The sequence below is a fragment of the Pandoraea pneumonica genome (assembly GCF_049918595.1).
In the GTDB taxonomy this organism is placed as follows: Bacteria; Pseudomonadota; Gammaproteobacteria; order Burkholderiales; family Burkholderiaceae; genus Pandoraea; species Pandoraea pneumonica_A.
Genome location: NZ_JBNCRZ010000001.1, coordinates 487,734 through 513,977, shown reverse-complemented (window position 1 = coordinate 513,977; position 26,244 = coordinate 487,734). Strand labels below are relative to the sequence as shown.

27 protein-coding genes, 1 tRNA gene and 1 pseudogene are annotated in these 26,244 nt (G+C 62.8%); 9 read left to right on the top strand and 20 right to left on the bottom strand.

From position 1 onward, the window contains the following. The first annotated feature begins 115 nt into the window (after window positions 1–115). Both maiA and ACPWR9_RS02370 read left to right on the top strand, forming a co-directional pair. Window positions 116–763: a maleylacetoacetate isomerase gene (gene maiA / locus ACPWR9_RS02375; RefSeq protein ID WP_426312780.1), complete on the top strand. Its 648-nt coding sequence runs from the start codon at window positions 116–118 to the stop codon at window positions 761–763. Between the two features lie 8 nt (window positions 764–771). Beyond that, window positions 772–1,399: pseudogene (locus ACPWR9_RS02370) on the top strand (LysE/ArgO family amino acid transporter). A 183-nt stretch (window positions 1,400–1,582) separates the two neighbouring features. On the opposite strand, the gene ftsY reads toward ACPWR9_RS02370, so the two are convergent. Then, entirely contained in the window at window positions 1,583–2,752 is a 1,170-nt protein-coding gene (ftsY, locus tag ACPWR9_RS02365; protein WP_426312877.1) for a signal recognition particle-docking protein FtsY, read from the bottom strand. Window positions 2,753–3,250: 498 nt separating this feature from the next. On the opposite strand from ftsY, the gene ACPWR9_RS02360 reads away from it, so the two are divergent. Both ACPWR9_RS02360 and ACPWR9_RS02355 read left to right on the top strand, forming a co-directional pair. Next, window positions 3,251–4,669 carry a M16 family metallopeptidase gene (locus tag ACPWR9_RS02360; RefSeq protein ID WP_426312775.1) on the top strand — a complete coding sequence of 473 codons (1,419 nt, stop codon included), beginning with the start codon at window positions 3,251–3,253 and terminating at the stop codon, window positions 4,667–4,669. Window positions 4,670–4,680: 11 nt separating this feature from the next. Further along, window positions 4,681–6,084: a M16 family metallopeptidase gene (locus ACPWR9_RS02355; RefSeq protein ID WP_426312774.1), complete on the top strand. Its 1,404-nt coding sequence runs from the start codon at window positions 4,681–4,683 to the stop codon at window positions 6,082–6,084. Window positions 6,085–6,205: 121 nt separating this feature from the next. Here the strand turns inward: ACPWR9_RS02355 and ACPWR9_RS02350 are convergent, their stop codons facing one another. After that, window positions 6,206–7,051 carry an ABC transporter permease gene (locus ACPWR9_RS02350; protein ID WP_426312773.1) on the bottom strand — a complete coding sequence of 282 codons (846 nt, stop codon included), beginning with the start codon at window positions 7,049–7,051 and terminating at the stop codon, window positions 6,206–6,208. Continuing rightward, a complete protein-coding gene (gene nodI, locus ACPWR9_RS02345) occupies window positions 7,044–7,961 on the bottom strand; it encodes a nodulation factor ABC transporter ATP-binding protein NodI (protein ID WP_426312772.1) in 918 nt (305 codons plus the stop codon). The genes ACPWR9_RS02350 and nodI overlap by 8 nt, the downstream gene beginning before the upstream one ends. A gap of 249 nt (window positions 7,962–8,210) precedes the next feature. On the opposite strand from nodI, the gene rsmD reads away from it, so the two are divergent. The 3 genes from rsmD to ACPWR9_RS02330 all read left to right on the top strand — a co-directional run bounded on the left by rsmD (window position 8,211) and on the right by ACPWR9_RS02330 (window position 9,688). Next, window positions 8,211–8,804 carry a 16S rRNA (guanine(966)-N(2))-methyltransferase RsmD gene (gene rsmD / locus ACPWR9_RS02340; protein ID WP_426312771.1) on the top strand — a complete coding sequence of 198 codons (594 nt, stop codon included), beginning with the start codon at window positions 8,211–8,213 and terminating at the stop codon, window positions 8,802–8,804. A 55-nt stretch (window positions 8,805–8,859) separates the two neighbouring features. Further along, window positions 8,860–9,354: a pantetheine-phosphate adenylyltransferase gene (coaD, locus tag ACPWR9_RS02335; RefSeq protein WP_150679930.1), complete on the top strand. Its 495-nt coding sequence runs from the start codon at window positions 8,860–8,862 to the stop codon at window positions 9,352–9,354. A 76-nt stretch (window positions 9,355–9,430) separates the two neighbouring features. Beyond that, window positions 9,431–9,688, top strand: a complete 258-nt coding sequence (locus ACPWR9_RS02330; protein WP_426312768.1) for a YfhL family 4Fe-4S dicluster ferredoxin — start codon at window positions 9,431–9,433, stop codon at window positions 9,686–9,688. 79 nt (window positions 9,689–9,767) lie between these two features. Here the strand turns inward: ACPWR9_RS02330 and pth are convergent, their stop codons facing one another. From pth to ACPWR9_RS02295, 7 genes are all read right to left on the bottom strand, one after another. Continuing rightward, window positions 9,768–10,364, bottom strand: a complete 597-nt coding sequence (pth, locus tag ACPWR9_RS02325; protein ID WP_426312766.1) for an aminoacyl-tRNA hydrolase — start codon at window positions 10,362–10,364, stop codon at window positions 9,768–9,770. A 126-nt stretch (window positions 10,365–10,490) separates the two neighbouring features. Beyond that, window positions 10,491–11,111 carry a 50S ribosomal protein L25/general stress protein Ctc gene (locus ACPWR9_RS02320; protein ID WP_426312764.1) on the bottom strand — a complete coding sequence of 207 codons (621 nt, stop codon included), beginning with the start codon at window positions 11,109–11,111 and terminating at the stop codon, window positions 10,491–10,493. A 159-nt stretch (window positions 11,112–11,270) separates the two neighbouring features. Next, a complete protein-coding gene (locus ACPWR9_RS02315) occupies window positions 11,271–12,218 on the bottom strand; it encodes a ribose-phosphate pyrophosphokinase (RefSeq protein WP_150679934.1) in 948 nt (315 codons plus the stop codon). A gap of 49 nt (window positions 12,219–12,267) precedes the next feature. Further along, window positions 12,268–12,344 (bottom strand) — tRNA-Gln (locus tag ACPWR9_RS02310). Between the two features lie 54 nt (window positions 12,345–12,398). Beyond that, window positions 12,399–13,268: a 4-(cytidine 5'-diphospho)-2-C-methyl-D-erythritol kinase gene (gene ispE, locus ACPWR9_RS02305; RefSeq protein WP_426312762.1), complete on the bottom strand. Its 870-nt coding sequence runs from the start codon at window positions 13,266–13,268 to the stop codon at window positions 12,399–12,401. Window positions 13,269–13,468: 200 nt separating this feature from the next. Further along, window positions 13,469–14,089 carry an outer membrane lipoprotein LolB gene (locus tag ACPWR9_RS02300; RefSeq protein WP_426312761.1) on the bottom strand — a complete coding sequence of 207 codons (621 nt, stop codon included), beginning with the start codon at window positions 14,087–14,089 and terminating at the stop codon, window positions 13,469–13,471. Further along, entirely contained in the window at window positions 14,089–16,023 is a 1,935-nt protein-coding gene (locus ACPWR9_RS02295) for a tetratricopeptide repeat protein (protein WP_426335208.1), read from the bottom strand. Before ACPWR9_RS02295 ends, ACPWR9_RS02300 begins: the two co-directional genes overlap by 1 nt. Window positions 16,024–16,102: 79 nt before the next feature. On the opposite strand from ACPWR9_RS02295, the gene mutM reads away from it, so the two are divergent. Both mutM and mutY read left to right on the top strand, forming a co-directional pair. Next, window positions 16,103–16,933, top strand: a complete 831-nt coding sequence (mutM, locus tag ACPWR9_RS02290) for a bifunctional DNA-formamidopyrimidine glycosylase/DNA-(apurinic or apyrimidinic site) lyase (protein WP_426312759.1) — start codon at window positions 16,103–16,105, stop codon at window positions 16,931–16,933. A 22-nt stretch (window positions 16,934–16,955) separates the two neighbouring features. Then, the gene (mutY, locus tag ACPWR9_RS02285) at window positions 16,956–18,083 is read left to right on the top strand and encodes an A/G-specific adenine glycosylase (RefSeq protein ID WP_426312757.1); all 1,128 of its coding nucleotides are present in this window, start codon (window positions 16,956–16,958) and stop codon (window positions 18,081–18,083) included. Between the two features lie 6 nt (window positions 18,084–18,089). Here the strand turns inward: mutY and rapZ are convergent, their stop codons facing one another. The 10 genes from rapZ to ACPWR9_RS02235 all read right to left on the bottom strand — a co-directional run bounded on the left by rapZ (window position 18,090) and on the right by ACPWR9_RS02235 (window position 26,234). Beyond that, entirely contained in the window at window positions 18,090–18,962 is an 873-nt protein-coding gene (rapZ, locus tag ACPWR9_RS02280; RefSeq protein WP_426312754.1) for an RNase adapter RapZ, read from the bottom strand. Window positions 18,963–19,146: 184 nt separating this feature from the next. Continuing rightward, window positions 19,147–19,476, bottom strand: a complete 330-nt coding sequence (locus ACPWR9_RS02275) for a PsiF family protein (RefSeq protein WP_150679940.1) — start codon at window positions 19,474–19,476, stop codon at window positions 19,147–19,149. 154 nt (window positions 19,477–19,630) lie between these two features. Next, window positions 19,631–20,596 carry an HPr(Ser) kinase/phosphatase gene (gene hprK / locus ACPWR9_RS02270; RefSeq protein WP_058377146.1) on the bottom strand — a complete coding sequence of 322 codons (966 nt, stop codon included), beginning with the start codon at window positions 20,594–20,596 and terminating at the stop codon, window positions 19,631–19,633. Window positions 20,597–20,653: 57 nt separating this feature from the next. Next, window positions 20,654–21,109, bottom strand: coding sequence for a PTS IIA-like nitrogen regulatory protein PtsN (gene ptsN / locus ACPWR9_RS02265; RefSeq protein WP_150679941.1), 456 nt, complete (start codon window positions 21,107–21,109; stop codon window positions 20,654–20,656). Window positions 21,110–21,345: 236 nt separating this feature from the next. Then, window positions 21,346–21,699, bottom strand: coding sequence for a ribosome hibernation-promoting factor, HPF/YfiA family (gene hpf / locus ACPWR9_RS02260; RefSeq protein ID WP_150679942.1), 354 nt, complete (start codon window positions 21,697–21,699; stop codon window positions 21,346–21,348). A 139-nt stretch (window positions 21,700–21,838) separates the two neighbouring features. Further along, window positions 21,839–23,329 carry an RNA polymerase factor sigma-54 gene (locus tag ACPWR9_RS02255; RefSeq protein ID WP_426312752.1) on the bottom strand — a complete coding sequence of 497 codons (1,491 nt, stop codon included), beginning with the start codon at window positions 23,327–23,329 and terminating at the stop codon, window positions 21,839–21,841. A 94-nt stretch (window positions 23,330–23,423) separates the two neighbouring features. Continuing rightward, the gene (lptB, locus tag ACPWR9_RS02250; RefSeq protein ID WP_150680410.1) at window positions 23,424–24,176 is read right to left on the bottom strand and encodes an LPS export ABC transporter ATP-binding protein; all 753 of its coding nucleotides are present in this window, start codon (window positions 24,174–24,176) and stop codon (window positions 23,424–23,426) included. Window positions 24,177–24,219: 43 nt separating this feature from the next. Beyond that, window positions 24,220–24,897, bottom strand: a complete 678-nt coding sequence (gene lptA / locus ACPWR9_RS02245) for a lipopolysaccharide transport periplasmic protein LptA (RefSeq protein ID WP_426312875.1) — start codon at window positions 24,895–24,897, stop codon at window positions 24,220–24,222. Window positions 24,898–24,947: 50 nt separating this feature from the next. Next, window positions 24,948–25,634 carry an LPS export ABC transporter periplasmic protein LptC gene (gene lptC, locus ACPWR9_RS02240; protein ID WP_426312750.1) on the bottom strand — a complete coding sequence of 229 codons (687 nt, stop codon included), beginning with the start codon at window positions 25,632–25,634 and terminating at the stop codon, window positions 24,948–24,950. A 24-nt stretch (window positions 25,635–25,658) separates the two neighbouring features. Then, window positions 25,659–26,234, bottom strand: a complete 576-nt coding sequence (locus ACPWR9_RS02235; protein ID WP_426312748.1) for a KdsC family phosphatase — start codon at window positions 26,232–26,234, stop codon at window positions 25,659–25,661. Window positions 26,235–26,244 lie beyond the last annotated feature (10 nt).

Sequence of the window (26,244 nt, the reverse complement as noted above, 5' to 3'; positions counted from 1 at the left end):
ATCAGGGGTTGCAGCGCGCGATGCTTGCAGTACCATCTCGTGTCTATGCGGGGCTTGGCGAGCGTCACGCCCCCGCCGCCCGAATACCCGAAATATCCTGCCATTGAGGGAAGCCATGTCCACGCTGTACAGCTATTTCCGCAGTTCCGCCGCGTATCGCGTGCGGATCGCACTCAATCTGAAGGGCCTCGACTACGACACGGTGCCCGTGCACCTCGTACGCGATGGCGGCGAACAGCTTAAGCCTGCGTACCGTTCGCTCAACGCCAATGGCCTGGTGCCGACGTTCATCGACGGCGAAGCGAATATCCATCAGTCGCTCGCCATCATCGAGTATCTGGAAGACGTTCACCCGACGCCTGCGCTGCTGCCGTCCGACCCTGTCGCGCGTGCTCAGGTCCGTGCGCTGGCCCTCGACATCGCCGCCGATATTCATCCGATCGACAACCTGCGCGTGCTGCGCTACCTGAAGCACCAGCTCGGTGTGACGGAAGAGCAAAAGAACGCGTGGTACGTGCACTGGGTGGTCGAGGGGCTCACGTCGCTCGAAGCGCGTCTGCAAGCGCAGGCGCAGCCCGGCAAGTTCACGTTTGGCGACACGCCGACGCTGGCCGATTGCTGCCTCGTGCCGCAGATTTACAACGCCAATCGCTTCAAGATCGATATGACGCCATTCCCGCGTATTTCCGCAGTGAACGCCCACTGCTTGACGCTCGACGCCTTCCAACGCGCCACCCCCGAAGCGCAACCCGACGCGGAGTAAGCGCGTCGATGATCGATCCGGCTTTTTGGCGAGGCATGGCGCTCGGCGCCAGCCTCATCATTGCGATTGGCGCGCAAAACGCCTTCGTGCTGCGGCAGGGCATTCTCAAGCGTCACGTCGGTTTGGCTGTGGCGGTTTGCGCCGTTTGCGACATGGTGCTCATCGCGGCAGGCGTGGCGGGCATGGGCGGGCTGATTGCGGCCTATCCGCGCTTTCTGACGGTCGTCACATGGGGGGGGGGCCGCGTTCCTGTTCTGGTACGGCTTGCGTGCTTGGCGTGCGGCGTTTCGCGGCACAGGCGCGTTGCAGGCCGACGGCAGCCGCGCCGCGACGCAGGAGATGACCTGGCAGCGCGCGTTAGTGCTGGTACTCATGCTCTCGCTGCTCAATCCGCACGTCTATCTGGACACCGTGATTCTGCTTGGCGGCATCGGTGCGCGTGAACCAGCCCCCGGAAATACGTGGTTTGCGGCGGGCGCGATGACGGCATCCGTGCTGTGGTTCACCACACTGGGCTACGGCGCGCGATTGCTGGCGCCGTTGTTTTCTCGAGCACGGGCGTGGCAGATTCTCGACGGCATCGTCGGCGCGATGATGTGGGCGCTTTGTGCGGGGTTGGTTGCGCAGCAGTTGTGACGTTGTGACGGCCCGAGACAGGGTTTCGACGCTGCCGGTGGCCATTGAAAACGAAACGGCCCGCTACTCGATGAGTGCGGGCCGTTTTGTTGCGTGTGTGACGTCAGTGTCGGTCGATCCTGAGGCGACTGACGCCTACCGGCGTCAAGCTACGCAAACTGGTGGCATTGCGCCGAGCGCGTGTTACCCAAGCAGCGCGTCGGCGAACTCGCGTGCCGAGAACGGTTGCAGGTCTTCCACCTTTTCGCCTACGCCAATAAAGTAGACCGGCACCGGGCGCTGACGGGCAATCGCGGCGAGAATGCCGCCCTTGGCGGTGCCGTCGAGCTTGGTGACGATGAGGCCCGTGAGTTGCAGCGCGTCGTCGAACGCTTTGACCTGCGCGAGCGCGTTCTGCCCGGTGTTGGCGTCGATGACGAGCAGCACTTCGTGCGGCGCGCCGTCGGCGGCTTTGCCAAGCACTCGCTTGATCTTCTTGAGCTCTTCCATCAGATGCAACTGCGTGGGCAGGCGTCCGGCGGTGTCGGCCATCACGATGTCGATCTTGCGCGCGCGGGCGGCGCTTACGGCGTCGAACACCACGGCGGCGGGGTCCCCGCTTTCCTGTGCCACGACGGCGACATTATTGCGCTCGCCCCAGATCGCCAGTTGTTCGCGCGCGGCTGCGCGGAACGTGTCGCCAGCGGCGAGCAGCACCGACTGGTCGTAACTCTGGAAGTGCTTGGCCAGCTTGCCGATGCTCGTGGTCTTACCGGCACCGTTCACGCCGGCAATCATCACCACCAACGGCGCTTCACGGCCCAGCACGAGGCTTTGCTCCAGCGGCGAGAGCAACTCGACGAGCAGATCGTGCAACGCGCGCTTGACCTGATCGCCTTCCGTCAGGCGCTCGGCCTTGACCTTCTTGCGCAATGCCTCGATGAGGAACATGGTGGCTTCGACACCCGCGTCGCTCATCAGCAGCGCACTTTCCAGATCTTCGAAGAGATTTTCGTCGACCTTCACGCCAACGAAGATGCCGGTGAGCCCTGCGCTGGTTTTCGACAGCCCAGCCTTCAGGCGCGTGAGCCACGAACGCTTGGCCGCCGGGGCCGGGGCCGGGGCGGCGACGATTTCGCCGATGGCTTCGCCCGATTCGTCTTTCACGACGACGGCGGCGATCGGGGCTGCGGCCGGTGCTGGCGCCGGAGCGGGTTCCGGCATCGGCGCCACTTGCGGCTCGACGACCGCAGGCGCGGGGATATTCGCCAAAGGCGCCTCGGACACTTCTGCCTTTTCGGACGTATCGGCGTCACGAGCCGGTGCGCTTTGCGGCACGTTCACGACGGCGGCAGGCGGCGTCGGGGCGGGCATGCCGATGTCGTTCGAGCGCTCGGCGGATGTCGTCGGGACCACTGGCGCAGTAGGCACGGCAGGTGCTGCCGAAGGGGCTGGCGCGGGCGCGACGGGGCTTGGCACTGCTTGGGAGGCAGCGACCGGCGCACGCGGTGCTTCCGGGGCCTCAGCAGGGGCCTGAACGGCTACCTGAGCGGGGGCAGGGGCGGGCGCAGTGTCGGTCTCGGGCGCGGCCTGGGTAGCGACCTCGTCGGCCTCATTTTCGGCGGACGATGCGGGAGTCGGCTCGGCAGATTTGTTACCGCCCGACTTGAAGCGCTTGAAGAAACTGAACATGGAGTGAGGAACTAGGCGTGGGGAGCGCGCTCGAAGACGTCTCTGATTTGTCTTGCCATTCGCGTCATGCAAAACCCCCTACAATGGGCGGGTCGTACGTCCGACGCGGGAAATGCGACGTATTTTATCAGACGCGTATCGACGTCCATGAAGGGCAAAAGGGAATTCATGAGGGGATCCATGACGGGAACCAAGCGTTGGCTTCACGCATTGGCCGGCCTGACCTTGGCCAGTGTGATCGGCCTGGGCCACGCGGCCGACAGCACCGGCAGCAAAACGACGGACAACACTTCCGAATTCACACTCTCGAACGGGCTGCGGCTGATCGTGCGCGAAGACCATCGCGCGCCGACGGTGGCGCATGTGGTCTGGTATCGCGCCGGCTCGCTCGATGAGTTCAACGGTACGACCGGCGTCGCTCACGCGCTCGAACACATGATGTTCAAGGGCACGAAGACGGTCGGTCCGGGCCAGTTCTCCCGTCAGGTTGCCGCGCTCGGCGGCCGTGAGAACGCGTTCACCAGCAAGGACTACACCGGTTACTTCGAACAGACGGAGAAGTCGCGCCTGCCCGACATGATGCGTCTGGAGGCCGACCGTATGGCCAACCTGACGCTCACGGCCGACGAATTCGCCAAAGAGATTCAGGTGGTGATGGAAGAGCGTCGGTTGCGCACCGACGATCAGCCGCGCGCGCTGCTCTATGAGCAACTGATGGCGACGGCACTCGTGGCCAACCCGTATCGGCGTCCGATCGTGGGCTGGATGGACGATCTTCAGCACATGACCGTCGAGGATACGCGTCAGTGGTACGACCGCTGGTATGCGCCGAACAACGCGGTGGTGGTCGTGAGCGGTGACGTCGATCCGCAGCAGGTGCGCGGTTGGGCCGAGCAGTACTACGGCCCGATCAAGTCGCACGCGCTGCCTGAGCGTCGCCCGCAAAACGAGCCCGCGCAACTGGGTGTGCGTCGCGTGTTCGTGAAGGCACCCGCCGAAAACCCGAACGTCATGCTCGCGTGGCGTGCACCTCGACTGACCGATGTCGAGAAGAACGACGACGTCTATGCGCTTCAGGTGCTCGCGGCGGTGCTCGATGGCTACGGCAACGCGCGTCTGACGAGCCACCTCGTACGCGAGCAACGCATCGCTAACGACGTGGGTGCTGGTTACGACGGCGTGGGGCGTGGACCGCAGTTTTTCATCCTCGATGCCACCCCGGCGCAGGGCAAGACGCCTGAGCAAATCGAGAAAGCGTTGCGCGCCCAGGTCGCTGACATCGCGGCGCATGGCGTGACGGACGAAGAACTCAAGCGCGTGAAGGCGCAGGTGATTGCCGGACAGATCTACAAGCGCGACTCGGTGTTCGGGCAGGCGATGGAGATCGGTCTCAATGAAATGTCCGGCATTTCGTGGCGGCAGATCGACCGCATGCTCGAGAAGGTGAAGGCGGTTACGCCTGCACAGGTGAAGGCAGTCGCGGGCAAGTATTTCGGCGACGATTCGCTGACCGTGGCCACGCTCGTGCCGCAGCCGATTGACGAGGCAACTCGCAAGCGCCGCGCCCAAGGGGCGGAAGACCTGAAGAACATGCGCTAAGGGGCCACTCGATGATGAAAATTACCGCACTACTGCGTGCACTTGTTATGCCCGCCTGCGTGGGGGCTGTCGCTGCTGTGGCGGCCGTGCCGACGACCGCATTCGCGGCGCTGCCGATTCAGACGTGGACCGCGCCTTCGGGCGCGAAAGTGCTGCTCGTGGAAAGCCATTCGATTCCGATGCTCGATCTGAACATCGATTTCGATGCGGGCAGCCGTTACGATCCGCCCGGTAAATCGGGTCTCGCGCTGCTCACGGCAGGGTTGCTCGATTCGGGCGCGAGCGCGGTGAACGGGCGTCCGGCATTGACCGAAGCGCAAATCGCCGACCGTTTCGCCGATGTCGGTGCGATGGAAGCCACGAGCGCCGGGCGCGATGCGGCGACGGTCACGATGCGTACGTTGTCGTCGGCGGCCGAGCGTGACGCCGCGGTCAATACGATGGCGCAATTCCTGCAACATCCCACGTTCCCCGATGTCGTGCTCAAGCGCGAAGCTGCACGTTTGTCGTCAGCGATTGCCGAGGCCAACACCAAGCCCGAAGCGATTGCCGAGAAGGCGTTTCGCAGCGCTATCTACGGCAAGCATCCGTACGGTGTGAGCGCGACGGTCGACAGCGTGAATGCGGTCAAGCGCGATGATCTCGTGCGTTTCTACCGCGATATGTACAGTCCGAAGCGCGCTGTGGTCACTATCGTTGGCGATATCGACCGAGCGCAAGCCGAGAAGCTGGTGGCGACGCTCACCGACGCGATGCCGGCAGGTGTCCAGCCCCCGGCCTTGCCGCCCGTGGCGGCGCTGCGCAGTGCCGTGCAGATCGATTTGCCGCACCCGGCCGAGCAGGCGCATATCGTGAGCGGTCAGGCGTCCGTAGCACGTAGCGACCCCGACTACTTCGCGCTGCTCGTGGGCAACTACGTGTTGGGCGGTGGCGGGTTCGTATCGCGGCTCACGGCGGAGGTGCGCGAAAAGCGCGGGTTGACCTACGGCGTGACGAGCATGTTCATTCCGCAGTTGCAGGAAGGGCCGTTCGAGATCAGCTTGCAGACGCGCCGTGAACAGGCCCCCGAAGCGTTGAAGGTGGTCCGCGAAACGTTGGGCAAGTTCGTGCAAGAAGGGCCGACGGACGCCGAGATGCAGGCCGCGAAGGACAACCTGATCAACGGCTTCCCGCTGCGTCTGGATAGCAACCGCAAGCTGCTGGCGAGCGTTGCGGCGATCGGCTTCTACAACTTGCCGCTGGATTATCTCGACACGTGGACCGACAAGATCAAGGCGGTCACGGCCGCGCAAGTGAAGGACGCATTTGCCCGTCATGTGCAGCCTGATCGGCTGGCGACGGTTGTCGTGGGGCCGAGCAACGTGTTCAGTGCTGCGGCGAACGATGCTGCGGCTACCGGGACGAAGGCGAAGTAAGGGGGCTGAGACGGTCGAGCCGATCGATATTGAGCGGCTTAGGCTTCGTAGTTCGTCATGGAAAAACGGCACCGGGAATGCTTCCGGTGCCGTTTTTTCTTTGTGATGCCGTCATCACGCGTTATCGCAATATCCGCCGACGTAGCAACGCCAGCGCGACAGCGAACGCGACGACGGCATAAGCGACGAGTGCCGCGACATGCAACCACGGCTCGTCGATGGCACGCCCGAGCATGGCGGGGCGAATCAGCGCCACAGCGTGCGCCAGCGGCAACCACTCGGTGACGTGACGCGCGGCCGCGGGCAATTGCGAGAGCGGGAAAAAGACGCCTGAGAGCAGCAACATCGGCGTCATGACGAGCGTCTGATAGAACATGAAGAAGTCGTAACTCGGTGCGAGTGCGGTCATTACCATCGCCAGACTCGCAAACGCGAGACCGGCCAGCACGACGGCGGGCAACACGACAGGCAGCGCATCGAGCCGCGCGTAGCCGAGCACACTCGCCACCAACAGAATCGCCAGCCCCGAAAGCACGGCTTTGCTCGCCGCCCAGACGACTTCGCCTAGCACCACGTCGCCCAACGTCAGCGGCGTGTGCATGAGCGCCTCCCACGTGCGTTGCACATGCATGCGCGAGAAGCCGGAATACATCGACTCGAAGCTCGCGGAAAACATCACGCTGGAACCGACCGTGCCCGCGGCGAGAAACGCGATATAGGACGTGCCATCCACGTTCCCGACCATCATGCCCAGCCCGAACCCGAGACCGAACAGATAAATCATGGGGTCGGCGAGATTGCCGAACATCGACGCAATCGCCAGCTTGCGCCAGACGAGGAAGTTGCGTCGCCACACGCCGGTCCACGGCATGAGGCCGGGGAGATAACGCGGGGTTTCGGGGCGCGACAAAGACGCCGTCGCGTAGGCGGTCTGATCGGTCTGATCCGGGCGATTGCCTTCAGTCATCGCGCATCTCCCGTCCGGTGAGTTTCAGGAACACGTCTTCCAGATTGGCGCGTCGATGCAGATAGCGTACACCCGGTTGGTCGCGTAACGCATTGACGATGGGCGCCGCGTCGCGCACATAGCAAAAATGCGTTTCGCCGCTAGTTTCGATGCGCTCGGCCATCGGCGCGAGATGTGCCAACAGTGCGTGCGGCACGTCGCCGAACACCTCGACGACGTCACATCCGATTTCGCGTGCCACCAGTTCGGGCGGCGTGCCTTCGGCGATTTTGCGGCCCGCATCGATCACACACAGGCGATGACACAGCCGCTCGGCTTCCTCCATGAAGTGGGTCGTCAGCAAAATCGTCTTGCCCTCGTTCATGAGCGATTTGAGGCGCTCCCAAATCAGATGTCGCGCCTGTGGGTCGAGCCCGGTGGTCGGCTCGTCGAGCAGCAGCAGATCGGGGTTATTGATGAGCGCACGCGCAAGCGTGAGGCGTCGCTTCATGCCGCCGGAGAGTTGCCCGACACGGGCATCGGCTTTCGATTCCAGCCGGGCAAAGGCGAGCAGTGCGGGGACGCGTTCGCGCACGTCAGCGGAGGAGAGTCCGAAATAGCGCCCGAAGATCGCCAGATTCTCGCGCACGGTGAAGTCGGGGTCGAGATTGTCGAACTGCGGCACCACGCCGATGCGCCGCCGGGCTTCCGGTGCAAGTGTGGGCACGGAAAGCCCGCCCAGACGAATCTGACCCGCATCGGGCGTCACTAGCCCCAACAGCATGCGCAGTGTCGTGGTCTTGCCCGCACCGTTGGGCCCCAGTAGCCCGAAGCATTCGCCGGGGGCGACATGCAGCGACAGATGATCGACGACGGGGCGGCCGTCATAGGCCTTGCACAGTTCAGTTACCTCGATGGCGGCTTCGGTCATGGCGAATTTGGTGATCTCCTGTCGTACGAAATGCCCTTCCTAAACCGCGCGGGGCAAGTCTTACGGGTGATGTGGTATGTTTCGCCTCAACAATGTAGCGTGAATTACCATGAATTTGGACGACCAGCGCGCGCAACCCCGCGTGCGACCTCACTCTTTTGCAGCGTTTGCTGACGCGTTTCCTGCTCCGCGTCCTGCCTCGATATGGCATACCGAGGCCGCAGAGAATGCGACACACGGGGGCGCGGCATGAAGCCGGGTTCCGGAAACGTCGCACGCGGTGCGCCGCAGCAGGTACGCATTATCGGCGGCCAATGGAAGCGCACGCCGCTGCCGGTGCCGCCGGGCGATGGCCTGCGTCCCACGCCGGACCGCGTACGCGAAACGCTTTTCAATTGGCTCGGACAAGACCTCGATGGCTTGCGTTGCCTCGATGCCTTCGCAGGCAGTGGCGCGTTGGGTTTCGAGGCCGCTTCGCGCGGCGCTGCCCGGGTGCTGATGCTTGAGTACGCGGCGCCAGCCGTGCGCCAGTTGCGCGCCAATCAGGCGAAACTCGGGGCCGATCAGGTCGAGATCGTGCAGGCAGACGCGCGCCGTCTGATAACCACACTCTCGCCCGGGGCTTTCGATGTGGTGTTCCTCGATCCGCCGTTTGCGAGTGGCTGGCTCACCGACCTGCTGGTGCCGGCGGCCCGTCTGCTGGCGCCGGGCGGGGTGATCTATGCCGAATCAGACACGCCGCTGGACGACGAAACGCTCGCCACGCTGGCGCTGACATGTGTGCGCCGGGCGAAAGCCGGAGCGGTGCATTATCATCTGCTTGAATCGATTCCGAAAACCTAGAGACCACAATGAACAAGTACGTAGTAACGGTCCCCAGCCGCGAGGAGACGTTGGCATGGTAGTGGCGATCTATCCGGGGACGTTCGACCCGTTGACCCGAGGACACGAGGATCTGGTCCGCCGTGCGGCTGGCATTTTCGACAAGCTCGTGGTCGGCGTGGCCGACAGTCGCAACAAGAAGCCGTTCTTCACGCTCGAAGAGCGTATCGATATCGCGCGCGAGGTGCTGGGACACTATCCGAACGTGACGGTCGAAGGGTTTTCCGGGCTGCTCAAGGACTTTGTGCGCAAGCATCAGGCACGCGTGATCGTGCGTGGTCTGCGTGCCGTGTCCGACTTCGAGTACGAGTTCCAGATGGCGGGGATGAACCGCTATCTGCTGCCCGACGTGGAAACGATGTTCATGACGCCGTCCGACCAGTACCAGTTCATCTCGGGCACGATCGTGCGCGAGATTGCGCAACTGGGCGGCGATGTCAGTAAGTTTGTGTTCCCTTCCGTCGAGAAGTGGTTGGTGACGAAAGTCGGCGACTTGTCGACGAAGGGGTAAGTATCGTGCGCGCTGGCCTGGCCCTGAGTCTGACCCAGACGGCAGGCCGGCGTCGCGATACCGATGGAGGTGCCGTATGGCCTTGATGATTACCGATGAATGCATCAATTGCGACGTGTGCGAGCCCGAGTGCCCGAACGACGCAATTTCGATGGGGGTCGAGATTTATGAAATCGACCCGAATAAGTGCACCGAGTGTGTCGGGCACTTCGATGAACCGCAGTGCGTGCAGGTGTGTCCGGTGGAGTGCATCCCGATCAATCCGGAACACGTCGAAACGCCCGATCAGTTGCTCGCGAAGTACACCCACCTGCAAGCGACCAAGTCTGCCTGACGTCGGTCAGCACCGCTAGCCGCTCCACCTGCTTCGCCCTTTTCACCCTTTCGCTGTCTGCCGCAATACGCCGGAGCGCTCACTTGCCCGGCGTCGCGTGCAGACGCATCATCGCCTTTTCCATCTCGCCCTTCACGACCAGGTCGACAATGTCGAGCGAGCGCGACATCGCGTCGTCGATTTGTTCCTGCTCTTCCTTGCGCGGCGGCTTGAGTACGAAGTCCACCACCTGTTGCTGGCTGCCAGCCGGTTGCAACGTACGCGGGTGACCGATGCCCAGGCGCAGGCGCCAGAAGTCGGGTGTGGTCAGGTGTGCTGCGATGTCCTTCAGGCCGTTGTGGCCGCCGCTGCCGCCACCACGCTTGAGCTTCACACCACCCGGCGGGAGATCTAGTTCGTCGTGCACGACGAGGATTTCGTCGGGCAGAATTTTGTAGAAGCGTGCGAGCGCGACGACTGACTGGCCCGAGCGGTTCATGAAGGTCTGCGGTTCGAGCAGCCAGACTTCGTTGCCAGCGATGCGGGCCCGTGCCGCGAAGCCTTGAAAGTTCTTCTGGTTCGACAGCGAGGCGCCGCTTTGCTGCGCCAAGGCGTCGACAAACCAGAAGCCGGCGTTATGCCGCGTTGCTGTGTATTCGGCGCCCGGATTGCCGAGCCCTACGATCAGCTTGATCATTTCGGTATCAGGATCATGTGCGCAACCTTAGCAAGGATAGGCGCACCGCCATAAAAAAACCCGCCGGGACATGACGTCGCGGCGGGTTTTGCGTCCAGCGTCGCCGCTGAAAGACAACTCGCAGGCTTAGGCAGCCGGCGTTTCGCCTTCGGCAGCCGGGGCAGCCGCTTCATCAGCAGCAGCGCCCGCCGGTTGAACGGCTTGCGCCACCACCGGGTTTTCTTGCTCGACGTGCAGCGTGAGCGTCACGCCGGCCGGCAGCTTGACGTCCTTGGCATGCACGGTTTGGCCAGCAGCCAGCTTCGACAGATCGACTTCCAGGAATTCCGGCAGCTTGCCCGGCAGGCAGCTGATGTCGAGGTCGTTGACGACGTGGCTGATCACGTTGGCGGACAGCTTCACTGCCGGCGACTCTTCAGCGCCCAGGAAGTGCAGCGGCACCTTCACGTGAATCGGCTTGTTCGCGTCGACACGTTGGAAATCCACGTGCAGAACCAGTTGCTTGAACGGGTGGTACTGCACATCGCGCAGCAGCACTTGTTCCGACTTGCCAGCGATTTCCAGCTCGAGAATCGACGAGTGGAAAGCTTCTTTACGCAGGGCGTGCCACAGGGCGTTGTGATCGAGTTCGATCAGTTGCGGATCAACGTTACCACCGTACACGATGCCTGCGGTCTTGCCGGCATTGCGCAGGCGGCGGCTCGCACCCGTACCTTGCAGATTACGCTCAAAAGCGACGACTTTCATAACAGCTCCTTGTGCCACCCGCGACCAGGTGGCGATTTCTTCCTGAATCGTCCGTGCCAAAAAACACGGGTTTCAGGAACGACAAAGGCGGGGAAAACGCTCCCCGCCGACATGACAACGGCGCCACACAGGCGCCGTCGCAAAAACTTTACCGAACGCTTACTCGGCGAACAGCGACATCACCGAGTCGCCGCGACGAATGCGCGAGAACGTCTCGGCGAGCAGGCCAGCGCAGCTCAACTGGCGAATCTTGCCGCCCGTCGAGTCGTCGCGCAGCGGAATCGTATCCGTCACGACCACTTCGTCGAGCGCCGAAGCGTTGATACGCTCAGCCGCGCCACCCGAGAGCACCGGGTGCGTACAGTAGGCGTAGACCTTCTGCGCGCCGCGTTCCTTGAGCACTTGCGCTGCCTTGCAGAGCGTGCCGGCGGTGTCGACCATGTCGTCCATGATCACGCAGGTGCGGCCGTCGACTTCACCGATGATGTTCATCACTTCGGCCACGTTGGCCTTCGGACGACGCTTGTCGATGATGGCCAGGTCGCAGTGCAGTTGCTTAGCGAGTGCACGGGCACGCACCACACCGCCGACGTCCGGCGACACCACCAGCAGGTTTTCGTGGTTTTGCTTGCGCACGTCAGCCAGCAGCAGCGGCGAGGCGTAAATGTTGTCGACCGGGATATCGAAGAAACCCTGAATCTGGTCGGCGTGCAGGTCCATCGTGATAATGCGTTCGACGCCTGCGATTTGCAGCATGTTGGCCACGACCTTCGCCGAGATCGCCACGCGCGCCGAGCGGGGGCGACGATCTTGACGGGCATAGCCGAAATACGGGATAGCTGCGGTGATCCGGCCGGCAGAAGCGCGCTTGAGCGCGTCGACCATGATCAGCAGTTCCATCAGGTTGTCGTTGGTCGGCGCACACGTCGACTGGAGGACGAAGACGTCCTTGCCGCGCACGTTTTCCTGGATTTCGACCTGAATCTCGCCATCCGAGAATCGGCTGACCATGGCCTTGCCGAGCGGAATGCCGAGAGTGTTGACGACCTCTTGGGCCAGGGCGGGATTGGCGTTCCCGGTGAATACCATTAGGTTATCACTACTCATCTGGCTACCTGCGGGACGTATTGATGCTGAGACTGAACGACAGAGAAATTGGCAGGGGAGGAAGGACTCGAACCCTCGTATGCCGGAATCAAAATCCGGTGCCTTAACCAACTTGGCGACTCCCCTACACTAACCGATGCCTTTGCTGCGTCGTAGGATACGCAACAAAGTAAAACTTTTTCACGCGAATCCGAACAGCGGGTGTTCGTCCAGACTGGCGGTCACTTGACCGATCCAGCGCTCTGGTAATCGCTGACATGCCGCTTCCGCTTCTGCCTTCGTGTCGAATGCTGCAAACACGCTGGCACCGGAACCTGTCATGCGAGCTGTGGTGAAGGTTCTGAACCAGTCAATCACAGCAGCGACTTCCGCGTATTCTCGAGTGACTACCGCCTGCATGTCGTTACGGAAGATTTCATCCGTTTCGAACACGTTTTTGTTGGCGTGCTCAAGAAAGAAAGCCATTGTGACGACGTTCGAATCCCTTGTCAACAGGGGATCGCGAAAAATCTTATCGGTTGCGACGTGTACCCGCGGGTTGACGACCAGAAAGTGCCGTTGCGGCAAGTCCACCGCCTGCATTTCCTCGCCCAGGCCTTCGGCAAATGCATTACGGCCGAACACGAAGAACGGCACGTCTGCGCCCAGTTTGAGCGCCAGTGTCTGGAGCTCGGCACGCGGCAAATCGAGCTGCCACATGCGGTTCAGGGCGAGCAGGGTGGTCGCGGCGTCCGAACTGCCGCCGCCAATGCCGCCACCGGCGGGCAGACGCTTCTCGATGCCGATATCCACGCCGAATTCCACACCGCAGTGCGCCTGGAGCAAACGCGCGGCCCGCACTGTCAGATCGGTCTCCGGCGGCACGCCCGGGAGCGGGTTCGTATGCACGATCTTGCCGTCGTCACGGCGCTCGAAATGCAGCGTGTCGGCCCAGTCGATCAGTTGGAAGACGGTTTGCAGTTCGTGATAGCCGTTGGGACGACGTCCGACGATGTGCAGGAACAGGTTCAACTTGGCCGGAGCCGGGCAGTCACGCAGAATTTCGTACATGGCAATGCGTTGTGAGGGCTAGCGAGCGGTAATGGAGTGCCAGCGAGGGTGAACTGCAACGCCGGTGTCCCACGTGCAGCCATCGCCCCGGCGCGAGCACCTGAGCAAGAGGCGCCAAGGATAGCACTGCACGGCGTGGCGCGCGGAAGACCGGGGGGGGCGCGTGGGGCTTGCACGCAGTGATCCCCGGTCGCCAGCGCTTATTCGTCGATCACCAGCCGTACGGCGAGCGGCGAGCCGTCGAGGCTGCGCGAGAGATCGACGCGTTTCACGCGCAGCGGTGTGGTGTCGAAATAGGCTTGGTAGTCGATCGTCCAGCCGTCTTGCATCAGGCGAGTGGGCCGTTGGGTCTGTGGATCGCGCTCGATGTTCGCTTTCGAACCCGGTGCGCCCTGCATGCGCAGCCAGTAGCGCATGCCACCCACGGGCAACGCAAAGCCGAGTGCGTCGTGCATGACGTCTTCGAGGCGGGGGCCGGTGAGCGGCGCCTTACCCGGCAGTTCGAGCGAAGCCCCGCGAGGGTTCTCGCGCACGATCGCCTGCGTTTGCCCGAGCGGATCGAGCAATTGCACCGTGGCGTTCTCGCCGTTCTGCTGCCAATCGAAATTGCCGTAGGTGTTGCGTGTCTCGCCGTTTTGCTCGTATCGCACCGAGAAGCGTCCGCGATAGTGCTCGACACTCTCACCGGCGGTCTGTGCGATAGGTGTGGGCGGCGCAAGGCTCGCGCAGCCGGTGCCGAGAACTGCGGCGGCAACGGCCAACGTGATTCCGGCCGCCCGCATCGTCAGACGCGGGCTTAAAACGTGGGAGCGGCTCGGCATCAAGGCGTCACGTTATAGCGCTTCATGGTCGAGCGCAGCGTGTCGTCGTCGCTATCGACCTTAAGCGCTTCGCGCCAGGTCTTGCGCGCTTCGTCCTGTTGCCCCGATTCCCACAGCACTTCACCCAGGTGCGCGCCGATTTCGGCCTGCGCCTGAATGCCATAAGCGCGGCGCAGCAGTTCGAGGGCCTGTGGCTTGTCGCCAAGACGGTATTTCACCCACGCGAGACTGTCCATGATGTACGGATCGTCCGGCGCGAGCGACGACGCCTTCTGCAACAGCTTGAGCGCTTCGGGCAGGCGCGTGTTGCGCTCGGTCAGCGAGTAGCCCAGCGCGTTGTAGGCTTGCGCGTTGTCGGGCTGCGTCGTCATCACGCGGCGCATGGCTTTTTCCATGACGTCGTAGTGCTTGTTCAACTCAGCGACCATGCCGTACTGGTAGAGCAGATCGGGGTCGTCCGGATGGTCTTTGACCTCGACGGCCAGCAGCTTCTCGGCGTCGTCGTAGCGCTTGGCTTTGACGAGCAGATCGGACTCGGCACGCTTGAGCGCGAGTTGTTCGCGCGGGTCGCTCGACTTGATGCCATGCAGCAGTGCGCGGCCTTCCTCGACCTTGCCCTGATCGGCGAGCAATTGCGCGCGGCCGATTTGTGCCGGCAGATACGCGTTGCTGTCTTCGCGAATCTTCGAGAGCCACTTGTCGGCGGCCGGGTAATCCTTGCGATCCTGCGCGATTTGCGCGAGATATACGTACGCCTGCGCACCATCGGTGTTTTGTTGCTCGGCTTCCGTCGCGTACTTCTGCAAATACTGTTCGGCCGTTTCGGGATGCTTGGCGTGCAGACTGAGCAGTGCCAGTGCCATGAGCGTCGACAGTTCATGCGGATAGCGCTTTTCGAGCGTCTCGAACTGCTTTTGCGCGGCATCGAGCTGATTGTCGGCGAGCAGCAGTTTGGCGTAGGCGAAGCGCGCTTCCTTGGCATCCGGATTGCGATCGAGGAACGTCTTGAGCCCGGCGATGGCGCTCGTGCGTTCTTCCGGTCCCATCTGTCCGTACAGCAGCGCGGCAGCTTCGTAATCCGGCTTGAGTTTGAGTGCGGTTTCCAGCGACGTGCGAGCACCGGCCGTGTCGCCAGCATCGAGCTGCGAGCGGGCCAAGGCGAGTTGAGCTTCAGGGCGCTGCAAGTCGTTCGCCAGCATGCGCTTAAGCGAGTCGATGCCCGTGGCACGCTCGGGGCTGCGCGCAATCATCTGCTGCAATTCGAGAATGGCTTGTCCGCGACGCGCTTCCGGCACCTTGTTCAGTTCGTCGGTGAGCAGCGGCTCGGCTTCTGCCAGATGGCCGGTACCCACTTCGAGGCTGGCCAGCAGTTGCGTGGCCGGGCGCCATGTCGGGTCCAGCGAATGCCAGAGGCGGGCGGCCACAAGGGCATCGCCCAACTGACGTGCACCGAGAGCGATCTCCACGGCGCGGCGCGCCATGCGGGGGTCCTTCGTGCGGTTGGCCAGCGAGACATACGTGTTGAATGCGGGCGCGAGATTGCCTTGTTGCAGGCTCAATTCGGCGGCCGTCACTTCGAAGACGATCTCGCTGCTGAGCGCCACGTTCGGCAGCTTTTCTTTCGGCACGTCGGCGTTCGGTGCGACGTCTTCGCTGTCGGCGTCAGCGCCGGCCTTACTCGCGGCGCCGGGCTTTGCGGCCTTGGCGGGCGCGGCACCCGGCGTCGTGGCTGCGGGCGCCTGCTGTGTCGGCTGCGTGGTTTGAGCGAAGGCGCTCGAAGATGGCAGAAATGCCATGATCGCGCTGGCGCAAGTCACGCCGAGCGCCGTTGCACCGGCCACGGCACCGCGCGCCAGGGCGTCGCGCAGGCGAAATGGCACGGCCACCGAGGGCTTCGAAGCGGTGGGAACGGACGGGAGACGAGTGTTCGGCATAGGGATCCACGGCAGGTTTCGAGCGATTGTAGCGCGCCCGATACAATAGAGTCTAAATCCTCAGCAAACGTTCGCAGGCATGCCTGAACTCCCCGAAGTCGAAGTCACCCGCCGCGGCATCGCGCCGCATGTGGCGGGCACGCGCGTCGCTCGCATCGACGTTCGCAACGCGTCGCTGCGCTGGCCGGTGCCAGCGGGGCTCGACGCCCTGCTGCGCGGCGAAATGCTCATCGACGTGACCCGTCGCGGCAAATATCTGCTGCTCGAATACGCGCCCGGTTGGTTGCTCGTGCATCTCGGCATGACCGGGACACTGCGCGTCTTGCCCGAGCCAGACGCCCTCCCGGCGGCGGGCGTGCACGATCACATCGATCTCGTGTTCGAGCGTTGCGCGCTGCGTTATCGCGACCCGCGCCGCTTCGGCGCCGTGCTGTTTCATCCGCGCACTTCCGGCGACGTGCTGTTGCATCCCCTACTCGCGAATCTCGGCGTCGAACCGTTCTCCGACGAATTCGACGGCAACTGGCTATATGCGGGCACACGCGGGCGCTCGGTGGCTATCAAGCAGGCGTTGCTCGCAGGTTCGATCGTCGTTGGCGTGGGCAATATCTACGCGTCGGAGAGCCTCTTTCGCGCGGGCATCCATCCGCGCCTTGCTGCTGGAAAGCTGTCGCGTCCGCGCTGTGAAAAGCTCGCCGTCGCCGTGCGAGAAACGCTCGCTGCTGCGATCGAAAAAGGCGGTAGCACACTGCGCGATTTCGTCGGCAGCGACGGCAAGAGCGGCTATTTTCAACTCGAATACTTCGTCTACGACCGCGCCGGCCAACCGTGCCGCATGTGCGGCACCCCGATCCGGCAGATCGTGCAGCAGCAACGCTCCACGTTTTTCTGCCCGCATTGCCAGAAATAGACAGCGCCCCCCAAAACTACTCATGACCGAATCGCTAACCGACACCTTCGCCGAGCGTCTGATCGCGTGGCAGGCCGAACACGGCCGCCACGATCTGCCGTGGCAAAACACGCGCGACGCCTACCGCATCTGGCTCTCGGAGATCATGTTGCAGCAGACGCAAGTCGCCACGGTCATCCCGTATTACGCGCGCTTTCTCGAGCGCTTCCCCGATGTCGCCGCGCTGGCTGCCGCTCCACAGGACGACGTCATGTCGCTATGGGCCGGACTCGGCTACTACTCTCGCGCACGCAATCTGCATCGGTGCGCACAAGTCGTTGTCGCCGAGCACGGCGGGCGCTTCCCTTCGGACCCTGAAACGCTGGCCACACTGCCGGGTATCGGCCGCTCGACGGCTGCGGCGATTGCCGCGTTCGCCTACGACGCGCATGCGGCAATTCTCGACGGTAACGTGAAGCGTGTACTGGCGCGCGTGTTCGGCATCGAAGGATTCCCGGGCACGCCGAAGATCGAGCGCGAGATGTGGGCGTTGGCGGAATCGCTGCTGCCCGAGCGCAATTTGCCCGCTTATACGCAGGGCATGATGGATCTCGGCGCGACGTTGTGCGGCCGTGGCAAGCCGCGTTGTGGCGAGTGTCCGTTCGATGGCGACTGCGTTGCCCACTCGACGGGGCGTGAGCGCACGCTGCCGACCTCGAAGCCGAAGAAGGCGCAGCCGGAGCGTTATGTGGACGTGTTGGTGATTCGGGCGGGAGATCGTGTGCTGTTCGAGCGGCGTCCCGACAGCGGCATCTGGGGTGGCTTGTGGAGCTTGCCGGAACTCACGCCACCGCAGGATGACCGTGCGCCGGACGATGCAGCGTTACGCGACCGTCTTGGCGCGCGCGCCGCCACGCTGGGCGCTGCGCATGGGGTAGTGCGGGGCGTGGTGCCATTGCTTGGACTCACGCACGTCTTCACGCATTTCAAACTGCATCTCCGACCGTGGCTGGTGACAATGGCTGAGTCGGCCGCCTCTAGCGAGGCAACCGACTCGCAGCGAGCCTGGTTGAGTGCGGGGGAAGTGGCCGGGGCGGGGTTGCCTTCGCCGATTCGCAAGATTGCCGACGCGCTCGCGCCGGACAACGGGCAGTTATCGCTGCCAGCCTAAACGCGCTTAGCCGACGTCGCCGTCGACGAGTTCGCGATGGCGCACCAGCACGCTCGATTCGGCGCGAAAGCGCTCGCCGAGCGTTTCCGCGATAAACACCGAGCGGTGTTGCCCGCCGGTGCAACCGATGGCCACGGTCAGATAGCTGCGGTTATCGCGCATGAAGCTCGGCAGCCACTTCTGCAAATACGCACCGATATCGTTGATCATTTCGTCGACTTCCGGAATTGCCGAGAGGAAGTCGATGACGGGCTGGTCGCGTCCGGTGAGCGGGCGCAATTGCGTGTCGTAGTACGGATTGGGCAGCGAGCGCACGTCGAACACCAGGTCTGCGTCGAGTGGCACACCGTGCTTGAAGCCGAACGATTCGAACATCAGCGTGAGGCCCGTGTGATCGTGCTGCACGAACTCTCGAATCCAGCGGCGCAGGGCACTCGCACGCAGATTGCTGGTGTCGATCTGGTGACCGAGCTCGGTCACGCTGTTGAGCATCTCGCGCTCTTTCTCGATCACTTCCACAAGCGACCCGTTCGCGCTGAGCGGGTCGGTGGCAGCGGCGGAGAGCGGATGGCGTCGGCGCGTTTCCGAGAAGCGTTGCACCAGCGTTTGCGTGTTCGCGTTCAGGAACAGCACGCGCACATCGTGGCCGAAACGGCGCAGTCCGCCGATGATCGGTGGCAGATCGGCGAGTGAGCCGCCGCTGCGCGCATCGATGGCGACGGCCAGACGCGTGTAGTTCTGCGTTTCGAGATATTCGGCGAGCTCAGGCAGAAAGCGCGACGGCAAGTTGTCGACGCAGTAGTAGCCCGCATCCTCGAGGACGTTCAGGGCGAGCGATTTGCCCGAACCCGAAACGCCGGTAATCAATACGATTTTCATGGCATTTCCCGGATACAACCATGATGGTAAGCGATTGTGTCGTTCGGGTGTCGGGCCTGTAATTACGTGAATGGTTCCGCGCGATAGACAGATTCACGCGCATTGACGCCGGAAATCATGCGACGGGAGGCACCAATGAAAACGGCGCCCGTCGGGGCGCCGTTTGCGAACGATGTTGCGGGACTCAGGCCGCCGGTTGGTTCGAGAGGCACTGCTTCATGAACGCCTTGCGATCATCGCCCTTCTTGCCCGTGGCAGCCGTGTTGCAGGACTTCATCTTGTCTTGCTGGGTCTGCTTGGCAGCGGGGGCAGGGGTGCCGGCGGCCGACAGACACTGCTTCATGAACGCCTTGCGATCGTCACCCGTCTTGCCGGTAGCCTGTTGGTTACAGGCCGTCATCTTGTTGTTTTGCGAGTTCGCCTTGGGGGCTGCCGGTGCCGAGGCCGATTGGGCAAAAACCGGCGATGCGAGCAGCGGGGACAGCAGGAGCAGTGCAGCGAGTGCTTTCTTCATGGTCGTCTCTCCATAGGGTCGGACACGCGAGCGGAAGGACTGCGTGGCGATTACAACATGAAAGAAAACGCGCCGCAATCGCGCGGCGTTGACAGAAAAACGCAGAAATTGCGGTAAACCCGGGGGAAATTGGGCTAGCCCAGCGGGCACAGGCTCAGAGCAGCTTGCCCTGCATGCCGTCCGGGTCCTGCATGGCCTGGCGCTGGCGCTCCATGAAATCCTTGAGCGTATCGATGCCGCGCAGTTGCAGTATCGTGTTGCGCACCGCGGCCTCGACCAGCACGGCGAGGTTTCGCCCGGCGGCCACTTGCAGAATCACCTTATTGATCGGCAGGCCCAGCACGTCGACGGTTTGCGCTTCGAGCGGCAGGCGCTGGAATTCGCCATCGGGGCGGCGTACCAGTTGCACGATCAGCTTGAGCTTCATTTTGCGGCGCACGGCCGTTTCACCGAAGATCGTCTTGATATCGAGCAGCCCGAGGCCGCGCACTTCCAGCAGGTTTTGCAGCAGCGGCGGGCAGCGGCCTTCCACGAAATCGGGCCCAAGACGCACGAAATCGACGGCATCGTCGGCCACCAGTCCATGGCCGCGGCTGATCAATTCCAGACCGAGTTCGCTCTTACCGAGGCCGGAGTCGCCCGTGAGCAGCACACCCATGCCCAAGATGTCGATAAAAACGCCGTGCATCGTGCAACGCGGTGCGAATACGCGCGAAATGTACAGGCGCAGGCTGTCGATGACCGACGCAGTCGACAGCGGGGTGGTGAACAGTGGGGTCGAGGAGCGCGTACAGCGCAAGACGAGATCGGGCGGCGCTTCGAGGCCGTCGGCAACGACGAGGAACGGCGGTTCGAGCGCAATCACCTCGCCCATATGACGCTTGCGATTTTCTTCGGTCAGCCGCTGGTAGTAACGCAGTTCGGCTTCGCCCAGCACTTGAATACGGTTCGGGTGGATGAGATTCAAGTGACCGACGAGGTCGGCGCTCGACGTGGCGGTGGCGACGCTCTCGGGCGTAAAGCCGCGTTCCCACCCCTCATGGCCGGTCAGCCACGACAGCCGCAACGTGGCGGCGTTATCGTCGAAAATGCTCTGCGCGTTGATGCCGGTCAGTTCCACCGCGTCGCCTCGTTCGGTTGGGGGTGTGGGTCTACGGGGCTTGCCTGGCGTGTGGGCTCAGGGCTGCCAGTTGGCGAGCGCCGAATGCACGTCTTCGGCACTCGGTGCGTTCGATAACGTCTCGCGCATCGAGCGATCCGAGAGCAATTGGGCAATCTCGGACAAGATTTCGAGATGTTGCTGAGTCGCTTGTTCGGGTACCAGCAGGAAGAACAGCAGGGAAACCGGCTGGCCGTCCGGGGCTTCGAAGGGGATCGGCGCTTCCAGGCGCACGAAGGCCGCCATAGGATGCTTCAGGCCCTTGATACGACCATGCGGAATCGCCACGCCTTCGCCCAGTCCGGTCGAGCCGAGTCGCTCGCGCGCGAAGAGATTGTCGGTAATGACAGCGCGAGTGAGACCGGCATTGCTCTCGAAAAGGAGCCCGGCTTGCTCGAAGACGCGCTTCTTGCTGGTGACGGAGAGTCCAAGCAGGATGTTGGACGCAGGTAAGAGTTTGACTAAACGGTTCATCTTGTAATGCGGGCGAACGCGTAGTCGCCCTCCAACCCCCGATTGACCTCGCATTATAGACCACCTGCCGCCAGCCCCGCGCCAATCGCCAGACGATGCGCCGAACCATATAAAAGGGGCCGTTCTACGGCCCCGCGGTGGGTGATGCCAGACTATGACAGACGCAATTGCAGGCGCGAGGTTCCGCGCGGGTTTTCGCTAGTGTCAGTCGACGCGACTACCACGCCAGGAAGCTTTCATTGCAGCGGTTCCTGTTCGGGCGGTTGCTGATGCTTGAGGGCCTCGCGGCCGTGATCCTGAACCTTGTCCTTGTACTGGATTACCTTGCGGTCGAGCATGTCGATCAGCTTGTCGATGGCGGCGTACATATCTTCGTCACACTTCTCGACGAAAATCTCCTTACCCTTGAGATACACGGTGACGCTAGCGACTTGGCGGCCCGTTTTCTCTTTGGTCTTGTCGACAGATAGGATCACCTCGGCTCCGATCAACTGGTCGAAATGGCGCAACACGCGTTCAAGCTTGTTGATCACAAATTCGCGCAGCGAAGGCGTGAGTTCGAGATGGTGTCCACTGATCTTCAGATTCATAGCTGCTCTCCTTGCTGAAATGCCGAAGTGCGGGCCACGTCACATAGACGGGCTAGCGGGAGTGCGAGCCAAACATGTGACGCAATGTCGCACTGCGGCGTTATGCCCCAGCAGGCCAACACGGCTCACCAGGACTGTCCTACAAAGATTTGCGCAAGTTGACTGCGGGAATTCGCATGGCTTCGCGGTATTTGGCGACGGTGCGTCGCGCAACCACGAACCCTTGCTCTGCCAGCAGTTCCGCGATACGGCTGTCGGAAAGGGGGCTCTGCGGGTCTTCGGCTCCTATCAGTTGCTTGATGAGGGCACGGATGGCCGTAGATGACGCGGCCCCTCCGGCTTCCGTCGCGACGTGTGAACCAAAGAAGTACTTAAGCTCGAAAGTTCCGAATGGAGTGAGCATGTACTTACTGGTTGTCACGCGCGAAATCGTGGATTCGTGTAAACCCAGCGTATCAGCAATCTCGCGCAAAACCAAGGGGCGCATGCCGATTTCGCCGTGGGAAAAGAAGTTCTTTTGACGCTCGACAATTGCCTGCGCCACACGCAGGATCGTGTCGAACCGCTGCTGAATATTCTTGATCAGCCAGCGCGCTTCCTGCAATTGCTGTTGGAGATTCCCGGTGCCCGGATCGTTGCGGTTATTTCGCAGAATACGGGCATACATTTCGTTGATGCGCAGACGCGGCATCACTTCAGGATTGAGCTCCGCCGTCCAGCCGCTGCCTTGCCTGCGCACGAGCACGTCGGGGACGACGTAATCGGCTTGCGGGGTGCCATACGCGGCACCGGGGAACGGGTCTAGCGAGCGAATGAGCTGATGGGCGGCGCGCAGACTATCTTCGCCAACCCCCAATACGCGGCGCAAGCGCGTGTAATCGCGCGCAGCGAGCAATTCCAGATGATCGGAGACGATGCGCAGCGAGATCGTGCGGATCGGGCTCGCGGGCAGCCGCTGCAATTGCAGCCGCAGGCATTCCGAGGGGGTACGTGCGCCAACGCCGGCAGGATCGAAGCTTTGCAGTAACGCCAGTGCGGCATTGATTTCTTCGGCTTCCAGCGACAGCTCTTCGGTCACTTCCGCCTGAATTTCGTCGAGCGTCGTGCCCAGATAGCCGTCTTCGTCGAGTGACTCGATGAGAAATTCCACCAGCGCACGATCGCGCGGCGCCGCCTTGGTCACCCGCAACTGAGCGAGTAGATGCTCGCGCAGATTCGGATGGTCGACGTGCAATTGCGGGCGCGCGTTGTTGTCGTCGTCGTCGGTGGCGTTGCCCGTGCGGGCGAAGTCGTTCAGGCTCCAGTCGCTGCCGCTGTCCTGGCCGTTATCGTCGAAGCGGGCCTCGCCATCGAGCTCACGTGTCTCGTCGTGACCGTTGCCTTCGTTGGGTGCGTCGTTCGTGCTGCTGACCGATGACGTGCGCTCGTTGCGCAGCGAGCCATCGGTACCCACGCGCACCGACCCGGCGAGCCAATCGTCTTCGCGCTCGAGCATCGGGTTCTGGGTGAGGGCGTGCTCGACTTCTTGTTGCAGTTCGAGCGTCGACAGTTGCAACAACCGGATGGATTGTTGCAACTGCGGTGTGAGGGTCAGGTGTTGCGAGGTGCGGAGTTGGAGGGTCGGTTTCATAACGTTTCTCGCCTTCATTGTAGAGGCTTTGTCACGTCAGCGAAACCGGCCTGCCTCGCTATCGGAGGCAGGGTTTACATGCGAAAAATTAGCTTTACATCCGGAAATTTTCGCCCAGATACACGCGCCGGACGCTTTCGTCGGCAACGATCTGGTCAGGCGTGCCGGCGGCGAGCACCGAGCCTTCGCTGATGATGTACGCGTGATCGCAGATACCCAGGGTCTCGCGCACGTTGTGGTCGGTAATCAGGACACCGATACCTCGGTCCTTCAGGAAGCGCACGATCCGTTGAATTTCCAGCACGGCGATCGGGTCCACGCCCGCAAACGGCTCGTCGAGCAGGATGAAGCGCGGTTGCGTGGCCAAAGCACGGGCAATTTCCACACGGCGGCGCTCGCCGCCCGAGAGCGACATGGCCGGGTTTTCACGCAAATGCGCGACTTGCAGCTCGTCGAGTAGCGCTTCGATGCGGCGCTCGATCTCATCGCGCTTGAGCGGCTTGCCCTGCGCATCGACCTGCAATTCGAGCACGGCGCGAATATTGTCTTCGACCGTCAGCTTGCGAAAGACCGACGCTTCCTGCGGCAGATACGAGACGCCCATGCGAGCGCGTTCGTGAATCGGCAGTTCGCTGATCAGGTTGCCGTCGAGCTGAATCTCGCCGTCGTCGGCGGGCACCAGCCCCACGATCATGTAGAACGACGTGGTCTTGCCCGCACCGTTCGGCCCCAGCAGCCCCACGACTTCGCCGCTTTTCACGTCGAGCGAGACGTCCTTGACGACGGTGCGCGCGCCATATTGCTTCTTGAGCGAGCGCACGACGAGCGCACTGGGCTTGCCCGCCATACCGGCGCTCTGGTTGATGCTGGAGGCGTTGTTTTGGGCAGGGTTACTCACGCGGATTCTCGATGCGTTTGGAAGGGGCTAGCGCCGGCAGGTCGCCTTTGGGCGCCGCAGCGGGCTTGCTTGCGCCGCCGGGCTGGGCTTGGCTGTCGCCGGTTGCATTGCGGGGTGCGAGCGTAGCGCGCACACGGCCCTTCGGATTGTTCGAATTGATTTGATCGGCACCGCTATTGGCGGTGTAGACCTCGTTGTAGGTGTCGTACGTGATCACGCTGCCGTGCACTTCGTCGAGCACCTTCGTGCCACCGGCCAGACGCTTGAGCGTGGCCCGCGTGGTCAGCGTGGCCACTTCTGTCTTGCCGTTGTAGTAAATCGTCTCGCCCCAGCCGTCGATGTACTCGTCCAGGCCGTCGCGCTTCTGGCGCATATAGGCGAGCGGACCGTCCGGCTTCTTGTAGTAGGCCGTGGCGTACTGATAGCCCTCCGGATCCTGAGTCACTTCGACGCGATCGGCCTTGAGGATGATGGTCCCCTTGGTCATCGTCACGTTGCCGGTGAAGATGTTGACCTGCTTGAGGTCGTCATAGCTCAGGTGATCTGCTTCGATATTGAGCGGCTTGTCGCGGTCGGCGCGTTCGGCATGGGCCAGCGGCGAGGCGAGTGCGCCGAGCACCGCGAAGGCGGTGGCCAGTGCGCGCACGGAGCGGCCAAACGATTGGCGCAGCGAACCGCCGAGCGGACGATGGAAAGCGGGTCGCAGGTAAGGGCGATCGGTCATGGGGTCTTGGGGCCCTGTGTGGTCGGGGGTGGCGCGCTCGGAGCGGGGGCTGCCGGAGCGCCGGTTGTTGCGGCGGGCTGCGCCGGCGGTTTGTTGCCAAGCTCGGCCGGCTGAATTGTGCCATGCACATTGCCGAGCAATTGTACGGCCCGCGAGATGTTATTGAAAATCATGCCGTCGCCATACATCACCGACTGGCCGCGATACAGCGTCACGGGTAGCTCGGTACGCACGATGTCTTCGTTCACGAGCACCTGAAAGTGCTCGGACAGCGCCCGCATTTCTGGGTCGCGCGGACCCGGCTGGCGCACCACGACGGCGTCGTCGTACAGATCGACCACCGACATGTCGGCATTGAGCGTGCCGCGCTTGCTGGTGGCGGTGACTTCCGGCGAATCGGGGGTGAAGGCGCGCACGGCGGGCAACGTCATGGCCGTCGTCGCGTCGTCCTCGAAGTGCGTCATGTGCACGGCGTTGACGCGGTATTGCGTGAGCCCGGTCGGCGACAGCATGGAGATCACCATGTTGTCGGCGTAGTAATCGGGAACGTGCTTTTTCACATAAGGCGTGCGATCGGCATCGGACGGCAGCGTGCGTTGCACGAGCCAGTAGGTGCCTGCGGCGAGGCCGGCCAGCACCGTGATGGCGATGAGTGAAGCAGGCGAGACGCGTTGTACGGCCATGGGTTCTTCGGCTCCGTGGGCGCGTCAGGCGAGGGCTGCGGCGAGCAGGGCGTCGTAACGTCCCTGCGCACGCAGAATGAAGTCGCACAGCTCGCGCACGGCACCGTTGCCGCCGCGCACGCTGGCGATCCAGTGGCAGCGCGATTGCACTTCGACGTGGGCGTTGGCCGGGCACGCGGCAAAACCCACGCGCCTGAGCACCGGCAAATCGGGCCAGTCGTCACCGATATGACCACAAGCATCTGCACTCACCGACACTTTGGCGCACAAATCTTCGAACGCGACACGCTTGTCGTGCACGCCCTGATAAACATAGGCCACGCCCAAATCGGCGGCACGCTTCGCGACGATGTCGGACTTACGGCCGGTGATGATGGCCGTGACGATGCCCGCTTCGGCGAGCAACTTCAGACCATGACCATCGAGCGAGTCGAACGTCTTGAACGTCTCGCCGGCCGGGCCGTAGCGCAGGCCGCCGTCGGTGAGCACACCGTCGACATCGAAGACCATCACACGCAGCTTCGCGGCGCGCGCCGTGGCGGCGTCCAGATCGAAAGCTACGGTGGAAGCGGTGGAAGAGGTGGTGCGAGGTTGATTCATGGGGCGCAGA